Below are 20,793 nucleotides of genomic sequence, written 5' to 3'. Positions count from 1 at the left end.
TATGGAAAACTACTTCCTGTTATTCACAGATAGTCTAGTATCGTCGTTAGTTTTACCCATACATCAAGGTTTTGTGTTCAATACCATGCTTTATTTCAGGTCGTATTACACTCCACTACTTATGTTATTTTTTGGAGTACTAGGATCAAGCCTTGGTGGAATAGTTAACTGGTATTTAGGTAGAATAACAATCTCTATACGAAAATCATACCGCAAACTAGAGAACGAGCATAAAACACCAAAAATCGTAAAAAATCTACTGATTTGTGCAGTTACATTACTTTCATGGGTGCCGGCACTTGGAAGTGTGATTCAAATTTTATCAGGTTATTTTAAGTTAAACCTTTATATCCTTGCCCCTTTAATCATTCTATCTAATTTCCTCTATTTGTTATATCTAATACTTACTTTTGGCGTATAACAGCTATAGTACTACAGCCATTAAAGCCCAAGTCATAGGATGGATGCACCATGAGCTAAAAGTAACTCCACAAGGTCCCTATGATTGAAATCAGTGGCATAATGTAATGCTGTTCTTCCTTCATTATTTTTAGCGTTAACATCGGCGTTGTGTTTTAGTAGTACTTTTGCTACATCAATCTTTCCATTCATAGCAGCGAGGTGTAGTGGTGTGTTGCCGTCTTTATCCTTAGCGTTAACATCAGCACCTTTTTGAATGAAGTATTCTGTTGTTCCCAACATTTCATTCAAATCATCCCCCCATAATAGACGGTTATTCTTGGCAATCAAGTGCAATGGTGTCCAGCCACGTTTGTCTTTAGCATCAACATCACTACCATCTTCAACAAGACATCTTACTACCTTCAAGTTCGCGTATAAAACTGCCCAGTGTAACGACGTTAGATCATCATTATCTTTAGCATTAACGTCAGCACCTTGCTCTATAAAATATCTTACCATATCAATCTTTCCTCTGATAGCAGCCCAATGCAATGGAGTACCGCCATATCCGTCTTTGATATCAATATCAATTCCTTTACCAATTAGGTACCTCACCGCATCCAGTTTCGCAAACCTAATAGCCTCATGTAACATAGTTTTGCCATTGCTGTACCTAGCACTAACATCAATACCTTTTTCTTTTATAAGGTATTCTGCTATATAAAAATTTTCATTCTCAACAGCCCAGTATAACGCAGTCCAGCCATAACTATCTTCAATATCAACACTAGCGCCTTTATTTACAAGATATTTTGCCATGTCTAACTCTCCACTCTTAGCAGCCCAGTATAATGGCGTTTGGTAAAAACAGTCCCTAACATCAATACTAGCACCTTTATTGATCAGGTATTTTACTATGTCCAATTTCCCATTTCCAGCAGCTAAATGCAATGGAGCAATATCACACCCATCTTTAGCATTAACAATCTCACTAAGCTTATCTTGATGTTTTTTCTTTATATATGCTAATAAGTTTTTAATCGCTTTATAATCATCATTTTCAACAAGCAAATGTAAATTAGTATCTTTGTAAAAGTCATCAATCAACCTACCGTGTTTACTTGCATATCCCCAAATAGATGCAACATGAATTTTACTATCTTTCGCTAAATCACCACTGTTTATCAATTCTAGAGCCTTTCTGAGGGTTTTCTCTTCTTGTCGGTTCTCTTGTAATTTTAATCTTGTTACTTCCTGTACTAACCTATGGACATTTAATACACTTTGGTTTTGTTCACTGCCCACCATGGAATATCTCACAAGTAAACGGATGGCTAGCTTTAACTGCTTTTTCTTATAATCACTTACCGAATTTAAGAATATTTCTCTAGCGATTTTATCAGGTGCAAAATAAGCCAAAACATCTAAAATCTCTGAAGCTAATGGTCCATATTGTTCATCACTTCTTACTTTATCCATCGTAACTTCCCAAGCTGTAAAAGTTGTTTTAGTATAGTTATTATCAATTCCTTGAAATATTTTAGACTTAAGCAACTTCTTAGCTTTCTTTTCATACTCTTTTAGGTAATCACTAATTTTAAACTTCTCTATTATTCTCTGATCTTCGATATATGATATTGCTTGTTGTATAGCTAAAGGAAAGCATTGCAACCTTCTTACCAAATTTTCTATCTCCCGATCTTGCGATTTATCTTTTTTTAGTATATTAAATCCTTTTTTAACAAACTCTATAGCGTCTCTTTGTTCCAATTCTCCTAGCTTTATAACGTCTATTCCCTTTTCCAGTTCCTGATCATGCGAGGTAATCAAAATATGAGGCTTGTTAAGATCGGGAGATAAAGAAAATGGCAAAAATTTACTTATCTTTTTGTACTCTTGAACGTTATCGAAAATGAACAGGCTCCTCCTTCTTGCGAAGAAAGCATATACTTCTCTAACAATAGTTTCTATCGTTTTGTCGTTTCCATACTTATCTTTGGGAGAAATACCTAATCTATTTCTAGCTAACCTTAAGAAAGAATCTTTCATAGCTTCAAAGTTTTCAGCGTCTATCCATATAACATTGTCGTCATAATATCTTCTATATTTACAAGCATATTTTCTAGCTAACTGGTTTTTTCCCATCCCCCCAGGACCACTAATAGACGTTATGTATGAAATTACAGCACCTTTGGGATTGCGTTGTAGCGAATCATGTAGCATTCCCAAATCCTCATCTCTTCCTGTAAATAGTCTGACTGGACCTCTTACATCAAACCAAACCGCTCCTAAAATTTCCTCTCTTATTTCTTCAAGAAGAGCTTTTGCTTTCTCATATGATAGAAACTCCTCTTCTTCTTTCTCCAGCAAAATCAGCACTTCTTCCTGGTAACGGCTGTAAAAGTGCTTTGCATCAGTATTGCTGAATTCCTTGCCCAATTCACTCTTAATAATTTCACTAAGTTCAGTTCCGCTTGGCAAATTGACTGCAAATACTAATTTATTTAAAAGTCTTCTATTTCTTTATTGCTGACTTCTCTACCTACCTCACGCTTTACAAAATCCTTATTTTCCTGCAAATATGAGATAATACTATTATCAAATTTATATCTTACACCATCACCTACATCCAGAAACTCATCTTGTGTGTCTATTCTTATGACTGAAATTTCCTTTCCTTTATTCTTCCCACTCGGCATCATTCTCAGCTTTCTTACTGGATGCGATGTCGAATCCGCGGAATCAAAATCATCATTTGTAATAATGACAAAATCCTCTATTTCACCCTCAAACTCTCCACTACTTTTGATCTTTAAATAAGCAATGAGATATTTTATTAAGCCAAACGCACCATCCTTTCCCGGTGTTAATAAGTCACCTATGCTGATCTTTTTGTGCCTACCCTGCCTGTGCTTGACTTGTATGAATCTATGTACTATTTTCCCATCTTGTTCATACCGAAGAACAATATCATCAAAATCCTTAGCTGATTTTTTCTCTGTGAATAGGCGGAAAGAATACTCTCTATCTACTGCATGTTTAGGAAACAGCATTAGCCATCTCGCTTGATACATAATACCATGAAAGGTGCGCTTAACCGCCAAGCAGGATAATCTTACAGGCACCTCACTCTAATCTCTCACTCAAAATTGAATTCACAACATCAGGGCTGGCTTTTCCCTTGGTGAATTTCATGACTTCACCAACAAAGAAACCATATAATTTTGTTTTACCGTTTTTGTATTCTTGAACTTTATCTTGGTTGCTATTGATGATTGTGTCGATAACTTCTGATATTTGACCTCTATCGGTTATTTGCTTTAGGTCCTGCTCTTCTATGATGAGAGATGCAGGTTTGCCAGTTTCAAACATAATATCAAAAACTTGTTTACCAAGTTTAGCAGAGATTGTTCCATCAACGATAAAATCTAAGAGTTCGGACAAAGCATTTGCTTTGATTGGGGAGCTCACAATATCAATATTTGCTTTATTTAAACGACCGAAAAGCTCTACAGTTAACCAGGTGACCGCGAGCTTTGAATCATGTTTTTTTATCAATTCCTCAAAGTAATCAGCAATCGCCTTATCGGAAGTAATGACGTTTGCATCGTATTCGTTGATACCTAATTTTTCAATGTATCGCTGCTTTTTCTGCTCTGGCAACTCAGGTAAAGATGATTTAATAGAATCGATTTTATCCTGGCTTACCTCAACAGGTAATAAATCAGGCTCAGGGAAGTATCTATAGTCGCTTGCATCTTCTTTGTTTCGCATCACTTTTGTTTTTCCCAAAGCGACATCAAACAATAAGGTATCTTGACTTATTTCTTCTCCACTTTCTAAAATTTCAATTTGTCTTTGTATTTCATAGTCTATAGCTTGCACAATATAACGTATCGAGTTCAGATTTTTTATTTCACAACGAGTGCCAAATGTACTACTGCCTTTTAGGCGAACAGAAACATTTGCATCACAACGAAGTGATCCCTTTTCCATATCACCATCACACGAACCAATGTAACGCAAAATCTGCCTCAATCTTTTCATGCATTCTGCAGCTTCTGCAGATGAACGGAGATCTGGTTCTGAAACAATTTCCATTAAAGCAACCCCTGCACGATTTAAATCTACATAAGTTCTGCTTTCCTCATGAACGCTCTTTCCTGCATCTTGCTCTAAATGAATTCTCGCAATTCTTATTTCTTTTTCATTGTCGTTGATAAATACTCTACCGTTTTTAACTATTGGCTCAAAAAACTGAGTTATCTGGTAACCTTGTGGTAAATCAGGATAAAAATAATTTTTCCGATCAAAGTAAGAATACTTATTAATTTCTGCAGAAAGTGCAAGACCAGTGCGTATTGCTTGCTCTATGCAGTAATAATTTAGTATTGGCAGCGTACCTGGCATTGCCGCATCAACTAGAGAAACTTGAGTGTTATGCTCAGCACCAAATTCCGTTGATGAGCTAGAAAATAGCTTCGTATTAGAAGAAACTTGAGCGTGTACCTCAAGCCCAATTACCGCTTCCCAATCCTCTTTCGTCATGTATTTTATTTAAATGATAATCTTAATATTCTGCAAAATTAGCACAAAAAGTCAAAACAAAACTCATGTTAGCTAAGTGGTATGCAGATTGTTTTACCCATAGAAACGGGTTAAATGCAAAAGTTACTTTACAAACTTCGCCAGCCCCCTTATCATGAAACTGAAGCTATTTATTTATCTTCGCAATCTCTGCAGTGGATTAATGATAAAAAACTTAATGTATTTGGCGTAAATCATGCTGAATTTTTGCACTATGTGCACCTCATGTCTTTATAAAACTTCTAGGTTTCTACCTATATAAGCTGAAATACGCTATTTAAAACATTAAAAAACGCCAACTTAAAAAATAGATAGTGAATAACTAGCTACCCTAGGGTTTCTTTTGCCTTTTTTTCTGTTTAGTAAATTTCTTAATGTTTATAATTTAGATTAGTTGCGGCTTAAAAGCAACTGAATCGCGGTTATTAAACGTTTAGAATAAAAAAAACGCCATACTTGAAAGTATAATGTAAGTAATTAGCCAACCACGGGGCTTCTTTTGCCTTTTTTTTATTTGGTAAATTTCTTAATATTTATAGCTAAACGACAACCGTCATCTCGCTGCTTGTTAGCGGGATCTAGAGATACCGCGGCGGCATGACGTAGGACTGCTGTCATTCAAGTAGCTGACGCTGGAATCCAGCCTTGCTGTAATCTCATCAAGAACGTTGTGTTTTAACATAAGATCAGCCACTTTTATGCTTACCAACTTAATAAAATTCCTGGATCCAAGTAGTCAGGCTACTCGGATGACACCCTCATAAAGTAAAATGAGATCCCGCTAACAAGCAGCGGAATGACGGGAAAAGAGGTGCTAGAATGACACCGTTTACTATGTAACATCTCATCATATCACAATGTTCGTACAGTTGTGGCGGTATAACGTAGAAAAACTGTTAACTTAAATCTATATTGACATGTCCCATTTTACGCTTATCTCTAACCTCTTTTTTCCCGTATATGGTTAAACTAGCTTTTTCGTTGCTCAAATACTTATGAGAATCATATATATCATTACCTATTATATTTTTCGTCATACAAGGAAAGCGTAATACTACTTCCTGCATAGGTAGCCCGCATATTATCCTAACCAGCTGTTCAAATTGACTAACGTTACATGCATCCAAGCTCCAGTGGCAAGAATTGTGAGGTCTGGGAGCTAGTTCATTAACTAACAATTCGTTATCTTTAGTAACAAAAAATTCAATAGCCAGAATTCCTATTACATCAAGCGCATTTGCTATTTTCTTTGCAGCTCGTTGTACCTCTTGAGTTAATTTGCTATCTATTTTAGCTGGCACTGTTGAAGTATCAAGTATTCCATCAACGTGGTAATTTTCTGCTATAGGAAAAAAAGCTACTTTACCGTTTTTATCTCTTGCAACGACTATTGAAACCTCTTTCAGTAAATCAACACTTGCTTCAAGAATGTACTCTGTATTCCAATCAAAGGAAGCAAATTGCTTCACTTCAGAATCATTCTCAAGCACATATTGCCCTTTTCCATCATAACCCATTTCTGTTGTTTTCAGCCTTGTTGGATAGCCAAAAGCTCTACTGCTTTCCAGTAGCTCATTATAATTTTGTATACTTTTGTATTCAGCAGTTTTTATACTCAAGCTTCTAATAAAATCTTTCTCTCTAAGCCTATTTTGCGCAATGTGTAACGCTTTTTTACCCGGATAAAAATTTACATCGATATTAATTGCACTACATGGAATATTTTCAGACTCAATAGTGACCAAATCCACACTCTGTGCAAAAGATTCAAGCGCTTTCTTATCAGAGAAATCTGCTATTGTGAAATCATCAGCAACAGAGCAAGCCGGATCGTCTTTAGCACTGGCAAAAACATGTGTTTTTTGTCCAAGTTTTGTTGCAGCGATAGCAGTCATTTTACCTAATTGTCCACCACCTATTATTCCTATTACTTTTTTGCTAAGCGCATCTGGTTCATTCATACTATAAATTGATATTTCCTAATTAGAGTATACTTGAAAAATCTATGAAAAAAGTATATAATTAGGATACTATCTTTTTATCATGAATATTCTATAATGATTCTAGAATACACACTAACTACCAACTTTGTTGAAGTTACAGTTTTACCAATTTATATTGAAGAGCAATCCATTCCTTATGAAAATTGCTATGTATGGATGTATAACGTTAAGATAAAAAACAAAAGCCAATCAACTATTCAATTGTTAAGTCGTCATTGGCAAATAATAGATTATAAGGGAAAAGTAAATGAAATTGCCGGAGTTGGTGTTATCGGAGAACAACCTGTGATAAAATCTGGAGAGGTATTCAAATACACAAGTGGAACATACTTAAATGCACCGTCAGGAATAATGCAGGGTAAGTATGAATTTCTGAATGAAGAAAGCATAAAAATTTTTGAGGTTATGATACCACCCTTTTCTTTGGATAGTCCATACGTCAAAACTAGACCCCATTAACTATCAAAATAGTTTATTTGTAACCAGACTGCATTCTGTGATTTTTAGCAAAGCACGATACACAATCGTCATCCCGCTACTTGTTAGCGGGATCTATGCTAAGATACCGCGAATGAATCGCGGTATGACGGTTCGTGGCGGTTATGACGTGTTAGCTATAGCTATCTTCAAAAATATGGTTGAATAATTGTTAATAATAGTGTATAATTATTAATATTTTTAAGCACTTTGGCTATGGCTCTTTCAAAATTTCTCGATCCTCGCAATGATTTGTGTTTCAAAAAAATCTTTGGAACGGAAAAAAATAAGAATATCCTGACCCACTTTTTGAACGATATTTTAGGGTTTACTGAGATAAATGCAATACAAGAAGTTGAGTTTCTTAGCACTATTATGGATCCCGAAGTTGCCTCTGATAAACAAAGTATTGTTGATGTTCTCTGCAAGGATTCTCACGGAAATAGATATATAGCAGAAATGCAGCTCGCTAGAGACAAGGGCTTTGAAAAGCGCGCACAACTCTATGCTGCTAAAGCCTACTCAAGACAATTAGATAAATCTGGCAACTACATTGATTTAAAGAAAGTCTTCTTTATTGCTATATCAAATTGTAACTTACTTCCTGAAGAAGTTGATTATATTTCTACTCACAATATACGTGATATAAAAACTAACGGCCATTACTTAAAAGATTTTCAGTTTGTCTTTATTGAGTTGCCTAAATTCGCAAAAAATAAAGTAGAGCAGTTAGAAAGTATAGTAGAAAGGTGGTGTTTCTTTTTTAAATACGCAGAAGAAACAACAGAAGAGGACTTAAAAGAGATAGCAGAAAAAGCGCCAATAATAAAGCTAGCATATGATGAATTAGACAAGTTTCGTTGGAACGAAAAAGATTTAGTAGCCTATGAAGAAAGGATAATGGATCTACGCAAAGAAGAAGCTATTCTTGAATACAGACTTGATCTTGCTGAAGAGAAAGGTATACAAAAAGGTATAGAGAAAGGGAAAATTGAAGGGAAAATTGAAGTCGCAAAAGCAATGCTGGCTAATAATGTTGATGTCAACACTATTGTTAAGTTTACTGGCCTTTCTATTAGTGAGATTGAAGAATTAAGTGGAAATCTGTGAACAGTTACGTTTATTTTTTATCCTTATCATCAAGTGTAAATAAGGTTATTGTAGAGATTAAGCCTATTATAACTATTATTAACGAAAATGGGGCAGCTTCTCTATAGCGCTCATCGCTTACAAGTTCATATATTCTAGTTGATATAGTTTCAAAATTAAATGGTCTTATAATGAGTGTTGCTGTGAGCTCTTTGATAGTATCCATAAATACGAGCAAAAATCCCGATAATATACTCTTCTTGATGAGAGGGATATGAACATTCAAACATGTGGAAATAGGTCCGTGACCCATGGTATATGCAGTCCACTCAATTTCATTTGGTGTTTTTTTGAGCCCTGACTCTACCGCCTTGAAAGATATAGCAAAAAAACGGAATAAATATGAGTAAACTAATGCGCCAATAGTTCCTACTAAGCTAATTTCCACAACATATTGAGTAATGAAAGAGGATATTCTGCTTAAAAATATTATTATACTAATTGCGATAATTGCATTTGGAATTGCGTAGCCTAAAGAAATGAGACGCGCTATATTGTTGATTACCTTATTTTTACGCGCCGTATATCCAATCATTATTGCAATGCTAATTGAGATTAATGCGGTGATAAATGATAAACTAATGCTATTTGCTATTATGTTATAGAATCTTGCTTCGTATATGAAAAACCCCTTCTCTATGCTCCAATATATGAGCGGAATCATTGGCAAAATAAAACCTATTAATATCGGCAATACACACATAAGATAAGCAAAGATCAACGGTATAGCGCCACTTATACTCCGTTTATTGTGATAATCTGAATTGGTATTGATTGAAGAGTAAGATATTCCTTTTTTTTGTAGTTTTTTTTCGATAGCTATTAGTATCACAACGAAAATTAATTCTGCAACTGCTAAAACAGTAGTTGAATATTTGTCATGCAGTAAAAACCAGGTGCGATATATTCCCGTCGTAAAAGTATCGATAGCAAGAAACTGTGGTGTGCCGAAATCTGTAATTACTTCCATTAGTACCAAAGACAACCCAGCTATAATCGATGGGCGTATGGAGGGTATGATGACAGAAAACAGGCTCTTCAATGAGGAGAACCCAAGTGTTGATGCAATAGTGACTGAGTTACTAACATTCTTTAGACTTGAGCGGACTAACATATAAACGTATGGATATAAACTAAATCCCATTACTAATATTCCACCACCTAGGGATTTTATTTCAGGAAACCAATAGTCACCTTTGCTCCACTCTAAAATGTCTCTTAATGAGCTCTGCACTGGACCTGAAAATTCTAGTGTATTTACATAGACGAACGCTACTATATATCCAGGAATCGATATCGGAAAGAACAAAGCAATCTCAAAAATTTTACTTCCAGGAAATGAAAAAAATGTGGTGAGCCACGCTGGAATTACTCCAAATATGAAAGATATTCCCCCCACTCCTATCATCAAAATTAACGTACTCAGTATATATTCAGGGAAAAGTGTGCTGATTACCCATCCGGAATTTGCTGTATCTGTAAATAGAATTGATATTAATGATAATATTGGACAGACGAATAATATACTTACTAGAAATAAGAATATATTTTTAAATACTCTTAAAAACATTAATTTGAATCTATATTTTATATTAAAATGTTATATGTAAAAACTGAAGATATCCAGTAATTAACAGCCGTACTATTGAATATCTTTATAATTTTGTATATCATGTTTTTAGTTGATAAGTGAATAATCATGAGCTTCGTCATTGCAACTTTCTATCATTTTGTAGAACTTTCTAATTATTATGACATGAAAGACGAAATAAAAGCTACATGCAACAACGTTGAGTTAAAGGGCACTATACTCCTTGCAGAAGAGGGTGTTAATGCAACAATATCTGGTGAAAGAAACGCAATTGATAAAATATTCGATTTTCTACGTTCTGATTATAGGCTAAGGGACCTTACATGGAAAGAGAGTGCAGCAGAATATCAACCATTTAGCAAGATGAAGGTAAAATTAAAAAGAGAGATTGTGAATCTTGGTGTAAGCAATCTTGATATTTCCCTGAAGGGTAAATATGTTGATCCAGAGCATTGGGATGATTTTACTTCTCAACCTGACGTTTTGGTAATAGATACACGAAACGAGTATGAAGTGAAATTAGGCAAGTTTAAGAATGCAATTAATCCACACACACAATGTTTCCGTGAGTTTCCTCAGTGGACAGAGTCATTTTCTGAGAGTAAAGACCTGAAAGTAGCTATGTACTGCACTGGTGGAATTAGATGCGAAAAATCAACAGCGTACATGAAAAATCTTGGATTTAACGATGTGTACCACCTGAAAGGCGGCATTCTTTCTTACCTCGAAAAAACTCATAATAAAAATGATAATTGGGAAGGTGAGTGTTTTGTTTTTGATGATAGAATTGCTGTTGATAACTCACTTACTCCAAGCAACACAATAAAATGCATACTCTGCTCAAATCAAGTTTCAACTGATAAACTGAAATCAGTTCCACGTGGCCAGGTGGTTTGTTTCAACTGTAAACTTTAGCATTAGAAAAAAGCTCCTGTACTAGAATTTAACACGGATCTTCAACAACTCCTTCGTGGTTGCATATTGTTTAATTCAGTGCTTTCAAGATATGTACTCACAGCATAACCCACCCCAGCTCCGAGTAACGCGCCAACCACAGCAGATGCAATAAACGCTGCAACAGAAACACCAACAGGAGTTAAAGCAGCAGCCCCTAAACAATATGCTGCAACTAGACCAATAACTAAACCAACTGTTGCTCCACAAATATAGTATTTGCTACTGCTTTTAAGTTTTTCTTGCGAGTTTGATACCTCATCCTGCAATTTTACGTTTGCACCTTTACCGCTAATCTTGTAACCAATTATATTAAGTGAAGGAAGATTTTTTTTGAGTTTATCTAATTCTTTTGCAACTTCATTGCTAATCTTGCAACCAATTAAATTGAGTGAAGTAAGATTTGTAAGTTTGGTTAATTCTTTTGCAACTCCAACACTAATCTTGCACTTACCTAAATGAAGTGAAGTAAGATTTGTAAGTTTGGCTAATTCTTTTGCATCTTTAACACTAATCTTGCACTCAGTTAAATCAAGTCTTGTGATATTTGGTATGCCTACTAACTTACTTACATCCGTGTAATCTAACCTACATAAAGCTGGAGTGTCGCCCTGTGTGTAAAATATCATTTATCCCACCGCATTATTAGAGTATATTTTAACTTTACCTAATATTTCAATAAAAGTCTACTTCTTATTCTTAATCAACTCTAAAGCCTTCTCCAGATCTATACTTTCAATATCTGCACTCTTGCCCAAAGCAACGTTTGTTTTACCGCATTTTATATAGAATCCGTACCTACCGTTGCAGATAAAAACTTCTTTTCCCTTTTCATTAACCCCGAGAGATTTTAACTCTTTGCATGGACTGTTTGCAATAATTTGTACAACTTCGCTCAATTCTCTATTCAGCACCTCTTTGGAGCTTTTCTTAAGAGAAAAGTATCTACCATCATAGAAAATATAGTACCCAAATCGCCCAAGGCCTATTTTTACTTCCTTTCCGGTTTCAGGGTGTTCTCCGATTACTTTTGGCAAGGAAAGTAACTGAGTAGCGGTGCTCAGATCAATCTCATTAACATTTATATCTTTTGGTATGGAAACCGTTTTTTTCTTTTTTAACTCGTTATTAAACTCCAGATAAAGTCCAAAAGGACCCTTTTTGATCATCACTTCTTGGTTTGTTATATCATCTATACCTAAACTTTTTGGATATTCTGAATTGTCGTTACTGCCCGTAATTTCTTTTGTATGGTTGCATTCAGGATAATTAGAACATCCAAGGAACACCCCGGCTTTTCCAAAGTTCAATTTCAATATGCCATCAGAGCAAGCAGGGCATTTTGTATTCACCTCTTTTTTTCCTTCTTCTGAACAAAACCAATCGATTACCAAATCGTGAATGCCGCTGAAAACTTCATCATGCGTCATTTGCTTGACAGAGTTTACATGACCAAAAAATGGCACCCAAAAGTGGCCTAATTCTTTTTTCCAATCTGCATGTCCATTTGAAATTAAATCAAGCTTCTCTTCCATTTGTGCTGTGAAATCATACTCTACACAACGCTGAAAAAAAGTTTCTAAAAATATAGTAACGATTTTACCGCGGCTGCTTGGAATAAACCTTTTGCTATCCAATGAAACGTACTCACGATCTTGTAATACCGAAATAATTGTTGCATAAGTTGATGGTCGACCTATACCGATTTCTTCCATTTTTTTTACGATACTTGCTTCACTATAACGAGGTGGCGGTTGAGTGAAATGTTGTTTTGGCTCAACTGAAATCAGCTTACACGCTTCCCCTTCCTTCATGGCAGGTAGCAGGCCTTCATTTTCGGCTTCTATGTTATCTTGGTAGACTCTATAAAAACCATCAAAGAATATACTTGATCCACTTGCTCGCAGAATTACTTTCTGGTCAGTAGAACTAATTTCGACTACCACTTGATCAAGAATCGCCGACTCCATTTGACTTGCAATGGTCCTTTTCCAGATTAAATCATACAATTTAAATTGCTCTGGCGTTAAGTAATCCTTAATACTACCCGGCGTTCTATTGATATCAGTTGGACGAATTGCTTCATGTGCTTCTTGAGCATTTTTGACCTTTTTTACATATTTACGAGGAGACTGCGGTAAATATTTATCACCATATAATGACTTAATTGACCCTCTAATTGAGTTTATAGCCTCATCTGCAATATGAAACCCATCTGTACGCATGTAAGTTATCAACCCTACAGTTTCACCACCAATATCGATACCTTCATATAAATTTTGCGCTATGCGCATAACACTTTTCACATTAAAATACAGTTTATTCACTGCATCTTGCTGAAGACTTGAAGTAATAAACGGAGGAAGCGGGTTTCTCTTAACTTGCTTGCGTTCTACTGTGCTTACAGCATATTGCCTTGATTCAATCTCCCTGACTAAGTTCTTTGCTTCTTCTTCATTCTTAATATCAAATTTTTCTAGCTTTTTATTGTCATAGTGGCTTAGCATAGCAAAAAAAGCCTCATCTTTGCTATTTTGCATTTCTGCTTTTATGCTCCAATACTCCTGTGTTATAAATTTACTAATTTCATCTTCTCGTTCGCATATAATCTTTAATGCAACAGACTGCACTCGCCCTGCAGACTTGCTTCCCGACAATTTTGTCCACAGCAGTGGTGACAAACTAAATCCAACTAGATAATCCAAAGCTCTACGTGCTTGTTGTGCACGCACTAAATCCATATTAATTTCACGTGGATTTTTTATTGCTTCTTGTACTGCTCTTTTTGTTATCTCATTAAAGACTACTCTATAAATGTTGTTTTCATTACTGATTGCTTTCTTTTCTTTTAATGTCTCTATCACATGCCAAGCCATTGCTTCCCCTTCTCTGTCTGGGTCTGTTGCAAGATATATATCTGATGTTTTGCTTGCGGCTTTTACTAGCTCTTTTATATACTTTTCTGCTTTTTCAATGGTTTCATACTTTATAGCAAAATCATTATCCGGATCGACAGAACCGTTTTTTGCTGGAAGATCCCTCACATGTCCAAAGGATGCAGCTACTTTGAACTCTTTACTCAAATATTTACCTATTGTCTTTGCTTTCGCAGGTGATTCAACTATTAATAATGCCATATTGTTAATTATTTTAGTACTTAAAGATAATATGTTGAGAAATATACAATGAAAAGTAAAAAAATATTTTAATGGTTCTTGTGAATTTTACAAAGTAGACGGTGTCATGAAAGTAGCTGACACTGGAATGACAGCAGTCCTACGTCATACCGCGATTCATTCGCGGTATCTCATCCGCTAACAAGAGATCCCGCTAACAAGTAGTGGGATGACGAGCTTACCGTCATGCCGCCGCGAACCGTCATACCGCGATTCATTCGCGGTATCTCAGCCGCTAACAAGCAGCAGTTCTACGTCATACCGCCGTGGTATCTTTTAGCATAGATCCCGCTAACACGTAGCGGGATGACGAGCTTATCGTCATGCTGCCGCGAACCGTCATACCGCCACGAACTGTCATACCACCACGAACCGTCATACCGCGATTCATTCGCGGTATCTCTAGATCCCGCTAACAAGCAGCGGGATGACGGTTGTCTCCTAGCTGTCATCCCAGTACTGGTAGACTCAAATCACAATGCTCGTATAGCTGCAACCCTGGAGGTACTGTTTCTCACCCACTGCAAATATTGCACGGTACTATCCACTTGATCATCGTGTCGAGTTTCAGGAAACATTAAAATCTCATACTCAAAATCGTTCAGCCATACTGCTTGGTGCGGCAGAAAAACCTTGCCAGACTCTATAATCGGAACAATTTGATAAAATCGAGTGAGTTTGTCATCATGTGGTACTATTTCGATAATTGGTAAATCACTGTTTGTCTTTAGCTCTTGCACCAATTGCTGACCACTTGTTTTTGCTTCGATTAAAATTGCGTGCGGTGTCCATCTTGCAGCTAGTGACAGAACTTGCTCTTTAAGCTTTGGATACTCAAGCTTTGCGCGATATACATCGAGTAAATAGAATTTATTGCCCACTTTTGTCCAGGTGGTGCAGACGCTAAAGTTGCTCATGCTGCTTGTTGAAACCGCAGTATCCCAACTTTGTGTTATATGCGAGAGATTATCAGGAAATTTTTTATAGCGTTTCAACCACTCTGGTTTAATTATACCACTTGAAAGCGGCAGAGGGTTTTGTTGATATTGAGCAGCAAAAGCGTAACTCCCAAGTTCAACCTTTATCATCTCAATTTCTTCTTTTCCTCCATCTAGGGGATATAGCAACTGACTTTCTTCTCTTGAATATAATATCCTTACAGGTGACGCTGGTTTATTATATAATCGCCTGGTCGCACAGTGCTGAGCTACTCGGATGACAGGAACGGGAGGCATTGGCTTTTTGATTGAATAAATAACCTGCTTATTTTCAGAAATCATTGGCAAACAAATATGATGCCATATGTTTTTTGGCTTGGAGAGAAGGTGTCCAGTTAAGTCCTCCTGGTGTAGCCTGTGCATTACAAGAACGATGACTCCTTTTTTTCTATCGTTCAGCCTGGTTACTAAAGTCTGATCAAACCAGTTTATGGCACGCTTTCTAAGCGTTTCACTCAAAGCTTGAGCAGAACTGAGCGGATCGTCCACAATGATAAAATCACCACCTTCACCAGTTAGTGTTCCACCAACTGATGTTGCGATTCTGTATCCTCTCTGCACTGTTTGAAATTTATATTTTGTATTCTGGTCTTTGGATAGTTCTATCTCTGGAAATAGCGCTCTATACCAACTAGACTGCATTATGCATCTTGTATCGAGCGAGTGCTTTTCGCTGAGCCGCTGAGAATAACTTGCAACTATTATTCTCGCAGTTGGTTGGTTTCCCAGTATCCATGCGGGCCACGCAACACTAGCGCACAGGGACTTCATTGAACGCGGAGGCATATTGAATATTATTCGCCTCATTTTGCCAACATTTGCCGCTTCAAGTCTGTCTGCTATGACTTTTATATACTGATAATCATTATACTCACACCCCGGCACCACCGTTTGAAAGCACAGTTCAATGAATTTTAGAAAGTTCATGATATAATGTTGAAACCAACGCGTGACGCTGGGATGACAAAAAAAGGAGCACTGAAGGCTATAGGTGAGACGTCGCGGTATCTCTAGATCCCGCTAACAAGCAGCGGGATGACGAATTACTATGCCGCCGCGAACCGTCATACCGCCGCGGTATCTCAGCCGCTAACAAGTAGTGGAATGACAACAATCCTACGTCATACCGCCGCGGCGCTAACAAGAGATCCCGCTAACAAGCAGCGGGATGACGAATTACTATCTACACCGTCATACCGCCGCGGTATCTCTCAACATAGATCCCGCTAACAAGTAGCGGGATGACGGTTGTCGTTTAGCCATAAATATTAAGAAATTTACTAAATGAAAAAAAAGGCAAAAGAAGCCCTGGGGTTATTATCTGCTTTAAAATATTGGCGTTTTTTATGTTTTAAACGCTTGACAAGCGAGATTCAGCCGCTTTTAATTGCAACTAACTTACGCTGCAAATGTTTAAGAAATTTACTAAGCAGAAAAAAAGACAAAGAATCCCCGAGTTAGCTAGTCTTTTACTATCTCTGTCGAGTATTGGCATTTTTTGATGTCTTGTAACGCTTTATAAGCGCGTTCAGCTTATTTAGATAAAAATCTAGATGTAGATGAAGTTTTGTAAAGACATACAGTATCTATATACTGCAAAAAATTGAACATAAGACGCCGATACATTAAGTAATCCTTACCTTTTAATCTGCAGATTGGCGAAAGCAAATACAATAGCTTCACTGTTATGATAAGGGGGCTGGCGAAGGGTGTCAAGGAAGTTTCTATATAATATTTTCTAAAATAAATAGACTTCTCGCATCCAATTTTGGCAGCGCGCGACACACAACTGCAATGACAAGGTGTCGCAAGATAAACATCATATTCACACGAAGTACTTGACTTCACTTGTACTAAGAAGCATTTTATATATGTTGTGTGCCCGTAGCTCAGCTGGATAGAGCAACAGCCTTCTAAGCTGTGGGTCGTAGGTTCGAATCCCACCGGGCACACTCTTTTATCAATACTTTCTATAAATCTTCAAGTACTCTGGCACCACATTTTCAATTGCTAATGGTCGAACCTTCATTGTTTCAAGGTCAACTGACTTTTCGATTGAACTATTCATCATAACTTTCACCTGATCTTGAGTAAGCATAGGGTTCGTATCTCCGGTTATTGGTTTTAGCAGCATAGAAATAATTTTATTTTCTAAAAAGAAAGCTATTAACTTTGCCATTGGAAAAGATACATTGACCAACAAACACTTTCTGTTAGTAACATTCAGAACAAACTTCAATAAGCTTTTGAAAGAGTAAACCTTTGGTCCACCCATGTTATAAATTTTCTTGTCTTGCTTATTAAAACTGATAATACGATATACCACTTCAGCTAAGTCTGTTACACATATTGGCTGAAATTTAGTTGTTCCATTGCCAATTAGTGGTAAGAAAGGAAGAATAGTTGCTAATCTTGCAAATTTATTAAAGAAGTTGTCTTCTTTACCAAATACAAGGCTTGGCCTAATTATTATTGCTTCTTGAAATGCTGAAGTTACAGCTTTTTCACCTTCCAATTTACTTTTGGCATATTTTGACAACTTGCTATTTTCTATTCCCATAGCAGAAAAATGTATCATCATAGGTACATTTTTCATTTTTGCAGCTTTTGCTATCCTTTCAGCTATTTTAACGTGAACAGCGTAAAAATCGTGCTTTTTTGCTTCATATAATATTCCCACTAAGTTTATAGCTACATCACATTCTTCCATACCATCCAGAACTGATTTTTCATCAAAAAAATCGCCTTTAAATATTGATATTTGTCCTAAATTGCCACACAATTTTAAACAAGCAGCTTTTTCCTGATTACGAGTGAATATCTTTATTAAATATCCTTCTGCTGCCAAGCGTCTTACGATGTGTTTCCCTATAAACCCCGTTCCACCAAAAATAATTACACGTTTTGTCACAATTAAAGTTCCTAATAATTTGTTACTGTAAATTAATACAATGATTTCGCTTAATATTTTATTACGAATTCCCGTACAATAAGATCCATTTTCATTCCTCGTGAGCCTTTAACTAGAATTGCGTCATTATTCTGAATAATGTTAGCTAAATCACTTTTCAATTGATTAGAATCATTAAAATGCGTGCCTCTTATATTATCTGGCAAAAGCTCATGCAATTCTAACATAAATTTACCAACCGTATAAACTTTATCTATATTATTTTCTGTGATAATCTTAACCAAATCTGTATGAAACTCTATGCTTTCATCACCAAGTTCCAACATATCACCAAGCAAAGCTACTTTTCTCTGATTAGAATATGTACTCAAAGTTTTTATTGCAGTTTTCATCGAAGCAGGGCTGGCGTTATAGGAGTCATCAATTAAATGTATATATTTTCTATTGTATTTGATCTTATGAATATTGCCTCTACCTTTCGCTACACTAAAATTCTTAAGTGCAAGTGGTAATTTTGATAAATCAAGTCCGAGGCTTTGCACAACTGCTGCAACAGCAAGTAGCGAATAAGCAAAATGCTCACCTTGTACACGTAAATTACAGTTTATAATTTGATTATCACTCAGCCTGATTTTTAAACTTAATCTATTAGCAACTCGGTTTGATGTCATTCCAGCGCGTGACGCTGGAATCCAGTCTTTATTATACAACCGTCTGATATGCTCATTTGCAATTGAACTTCCTGGATCCAAGTAGTCAAGCACTGGGATGACAGAAGATAGTGCTGAAATGACAGAAGATTCATCGTTTCTTATTAAGTTTAGTAAACAAACTTCAGCATTTTTATCTTTACCGAAGCTTATTACATTTCTATTGGCGTGTGATGAGAGATAATCATAATATTTATTATCTCTGCTTAAAACCAAAGTACCGTTATTTTTCATACCATACAGAATTTCTAACTTCGCTTGTGCAACGTCAAATAGTGATGAAAAATTTTCAGTATGTGCAGGTTCGATGTTGGTAATAACTGCAATATTTGGATTACTAATCTTTGATAATTCTTTTATTTCACCAGCTTTATTCATTCCCATTTCAAGGATTAAGTACTGGCAGTTTTTTGGAGCTTTTAGAATTGTCAAAGGCAACCCTATATTATTATTTAAGTTACCTTCGTTTGCATGGGACACTCCATATTGCGATAAAACAGTGTGTAGCATATCCTTTGTAGTGGTTTTTCCGACACTGCCTGTAACTGCAATAACTTTAGCGTCAATAAGAACATTTCTAATGTAGTATGATGCCATATCGTGCAAAGCTTTCAGGGTATCTTGTACAATAATGAGAGGGAAATTTTTATATTTACCCTCACTTACTATTGCAGCGACAGCCCCTTTTAAAAACGCTTCATGCAAAAAATTATGGCCATCAAAATTCCTTCCCTTGAGTGCAATAAATAAATCACCTTTTTTTATGCTTCTTGTGTCCGTTGAAATATTTGAGCTATGTATCCAATTACAACCATTTACGTCTCTTCCGCCAGTTGCATCAATGATATTATTTGTGTTCCATTTAAACATAATTTAGAGTATTCTTTATAATAAATTGAACAATAAAAGTAGCGAGAATACTACATGTTTTAGACAATGTGCAAATAATGGTTGCAATCCCTATAATTCTATCTTATAATGGATATAGAAGTTTAAATTTTTTCGTCTATAATTAAAATGTATTTAGTTATAGAAAGTACCTTGGAGGTATGTATGTTAACAAGAGAAAATGAAAAATCTACTTCTATACTAGCTAAAGTTGGTAATGCAGCTTCGGGAGTAGGGAGTTTTCTGGGTAGAGGTGTAAAAGTCCTAGTCAAGGGTGCAATATACCCTATATGGCCAAAGAATTGGTTTAAGTCCTGGGATGAAATGCGGCACGACATAAAAAATGGCGGGCGTTCTATTATTGGCAACCCACATGAAGAATATGATCCACCCATAAAAACCACACAAGCTAGTAAGGATCTTGGCGTACAAATAACAGAGCAAAAGAAAGGGACAGGAAAGGTAAGTTTTTTAGCATCAAGGACTCTTACGGGAGATATACCTTATTTGAGCCCAGAGCAATTAGATAAAATAAAAAAAGATTTACCGAATGTAACTATTTTTAGAGAAGAAAATAAAATTGTAATTGAAGTTGATGTTAAAAAAATAATTGAAGACATTAAAACTGACTCTAAAAATAAAGGAAAGAGTCCAGAGGAGATAAAAAAGCTTGCTCTTCAAGGAATTGCTGATAGCATTAATGGCGACCTTAAGAAGCTGGCAGGAATTACTGGTGGAGAATTTAAAATTCATACAGACTTAAAATTGCTGAATGGTATTGCAGAAAAATTGTATAAGGAATATGATAATCAAAAGCAGTCATCAGACAAAGTTGTGAAGTCTGATGTTGGTCAGCCTTCAGAAACTATAGCTTCAGGTGAGAAAAAATGGGCGCAAGAAGCTATAAAGCCAGGTAAGTCGCAAAGTTGTGGAATGCAAAAATAAGT

The 20,793-nt window shown here is 36.0% G+C and carries 15 protein-coding genes and 1 tRNA gene; 6 read left to right on the top strand and 10 right to left on the bottom strand.

Annotated elements, in window-relative coordinates; all coding sequences use genetic code 11:
* Position 1: 1 nt before the first annotated feature.
* Positions 2-421 (top strand): YqaA family protein, encoded by a 420-nt coding sequence (locus tag OPR39_RS07090; RefSeq protein ID WP_015588794.1) that lies wholly within the window; start codon positions 2-4, stop codon positions 419-421.
* A gap of 32 nt (positions 422-453) precedes the next feature.
* Here the strand turns inward: OPR39_RS07090 and OPR39_RS00775 are convergent, their stop codons facing one another.
* The 4 genes from OPR39_RS00775 to OPR39_RS00760 form a co-directional block, all read right to left on the bottom strand.
* A complete protein-coding gene (locus OPR39_RS00775; RefSeq protein ID WP_265038823.1) occupies positions 454-2,883 on the bottom strand; it encodes an ankyrin repeat domain-containing protein in 2,430 nt (809 codons plus the stop codon).
* Positions 2,884-2,906: 23 nt separating this feature from the next.
* Entirely contained in the window at positions 2,907-3,476 is a 570-nt protein-coding gene (locus OPR39_RS00770) for a hypothetical protein (protein WP_265038821.1), read from the bottom strand.
* A gap of 52 nt (positions 3,477-3,528) precedes the next feature.
* Positions 3,529-4,950: an Asp-tRNA(Asn)/Glu-tRNA(Gln) amidotransferase subunit GatB gene (gatB, locus tag OPR39_RS00765; protein ID WP_265038818.1), complete on the bottom strand. Its 1,422-nt coding sequence runs from the start codon at positions 4,948-4,950 to the stop codon at positions 3,529-3,531.
* Between the two features lie 935 nt (positions 4,951-5,885).
* A complete protein-coding gene (locus tag OPR39_RS00760; protein ID WP_141456665.1) occupies positions 5,886-6,950 on the bottom strand; it encodes a 5-(carboxyamino)imidazole ribonucleotide synthase in 1,065 nt (354 codons plus the stop codon).
* Between the two features lie 99 nt (positions 6,951-7,049).
* On the opposite strand from OPR39_RS00760, the gene apaG reads away from it, so the two are divergent.
* Entirely contained in the window at positions 7,050-7,451 is a 402-nt protein-coding gene (apaG, locus tag OPR39_RS00755) for a Co2+/Mg2+ efflux protein ApaG (protein ID WP_174516854.1), read from the top strand.
* A 234-nt stretch (positions 7,452-7,685) separates the two neighbouring features.
* The gene (locus tag OPR39_RS00750) at positions 7,686-8,579 is read left to right on the top strand and encodes an Rpn family recombination-promoting nuclease/putative transposase (protein ID WP_015589403.1); all 894 of its coding nucleotides are present in this window, start codon (positions 7,686-7,688) and stop codon (positions 8,577-8,579) included.
* 10 nt (positions 8,580-8,589) lie between these two features.
* On the opposite strand, the gene OPR39_RS00745 is transcribed toward OPR39_RS00750, so the two are convergent.
* Positions 8,590-10,188, bottom strand: a complete 1,599-nt coding sequence (locus tag OPR39_RS00745; protein ID WP_015589402.1) for an ABC transporter permease — start codon at positions 10,186-10,188, stop codon at positions 8,590-8,592.
* A 129-nt stretch (positions 10,189-10,317) separates the two neighbouring features.
* On the opposite strand from OPR39_RS00745, the gene trhO reads away from it, so the two are divergent.
* Complete coding sequence (gene trhO, locus OPR39_RS00740; RefSeq protein WP_015589401.1) at positions 10,318-11,124, top strand: oxygen-dependent tRNA uridine(34) hydroxylase TrhO; 807 nt, start codon at positions 10,318-10,320, stop codon at positions 11,122-11,124.
* Positions 11,125-11,165: 41 nt separating this feature from the next.
* On the opposite strand, the gene OPR39_RS00735 is transcribed toward trhO, so the two are convergent.
* The 3 genes from OPR39_RS00735 to terL all read right to left on the bottom strand — a co-directional run bounded on the left by OPR39_RS00735 (position 11,166) and on the right by terL (position 16,264).
* A complete protein-coding gene (locus tag OPR39_RS00735) occupies positions 11,166-11,792 on the bottom strand; it encodes a leucine-rich repeat domain-containing protein (protein WP_174516853.1) in 627 nt (208 codons plus the stop codon).
* Positions 11,793-11,849: 57 nt separating this feature from the next.
* Positions 11,850-14,300 carry a type I DNA topoisomerase gene (gene topA, locus OPR39_RS00730; protein ID WP_141456668.1) on the bottom strand — a complete coding sequence of 817 codons (2,451 nt, stop codon included), beginning with the start codon at positions 14,298-14,300 and terminating at the stop codon, positions 11,850-11,852.
* A gap of 512 nt (positions 14,301-14,812) precedes the next feature.
* A complete protein-coding gene (gene terL, locus OPR39_RS00725) occupies positions 14,813-16,264 on the bottom strand; it encodes a phage terminase large subunit (protein ID WP_265038812.1) in 1,452 nt (483 codons plus the stop codon).
* A 951-nt stretch (positions 16,265-17,215) separates the two neighbouring features.
* On the opposite strand from terL, the gene OPR39_RS00720 reads away from it, so the two are divergent.
* Positions 17,216-17,289 (top strand) — tRNA-Arg (locus OPR39_RS00720).
* Positions 17,290-17,297: 8 nt separating this feature from the next.
* On the opposite strand, the gene OPR39_RS00715 is transcribed toward OPR39_RS00720, so the two are convergent.
* Positions 17,298-18,248 (bottom strand): complex I NDUFA9 subunit family protein, encoded by a 951-nt coding sequence (locus OPR39_RS00715; RefSeq protein WP_265038810.1) that lies wholly within the window; start codon positions 18,246-18,248, stop codon positions 17,298-17,300.
* 50 nt (positions 18,249-18,298) lie between these two features.
* Positions 18,299-19,828, bottom strand: a complete 1,530-nt coding sequence (locus tag OPR39_RS00710; protein ID WP_015589396.1) for a UDP-N-acetylmuramoyl-tripeptide--D-alanyl-D-alanine ligase — start codon at positions 19,826-19,828, stop codon at positions 18,299-18,301.
* A gap of 183 nt (positions 19,829-20,011) precedes the next feature.
* Here OPR39_RS00710 and OPR39_RS00705 point away from each other — a divergent pair, with 183 nt between their 5' ends.
* Positions 20,012-20,791, top strand: a complete 780-nt coding sequence (locus OPR39_RS00705; RefSeq protein ID WP_015589395.1) for a hypothetical protein — start codon at positions 20,012-20,014, stop codon at positions 20,789-20,791.
* Positions 20,792-20,793 lie beyond the last annotated feature (2 nt).

Origin of the sequence: Wolbachia endosymbiont (group A) of Yponomeuta plumbellus (assembly GCF_947251575.1) — a bacterium.
Lineage (GTDB): Bacteria > Pseudomonadota > Alphaproteobacteria > Rickettsiales > Anaplasmataceae > Wolbachia > Wolbachia pipientis.
This window is presented reverse-complemented; position numbering and strand designations above follow the sequence as displayed.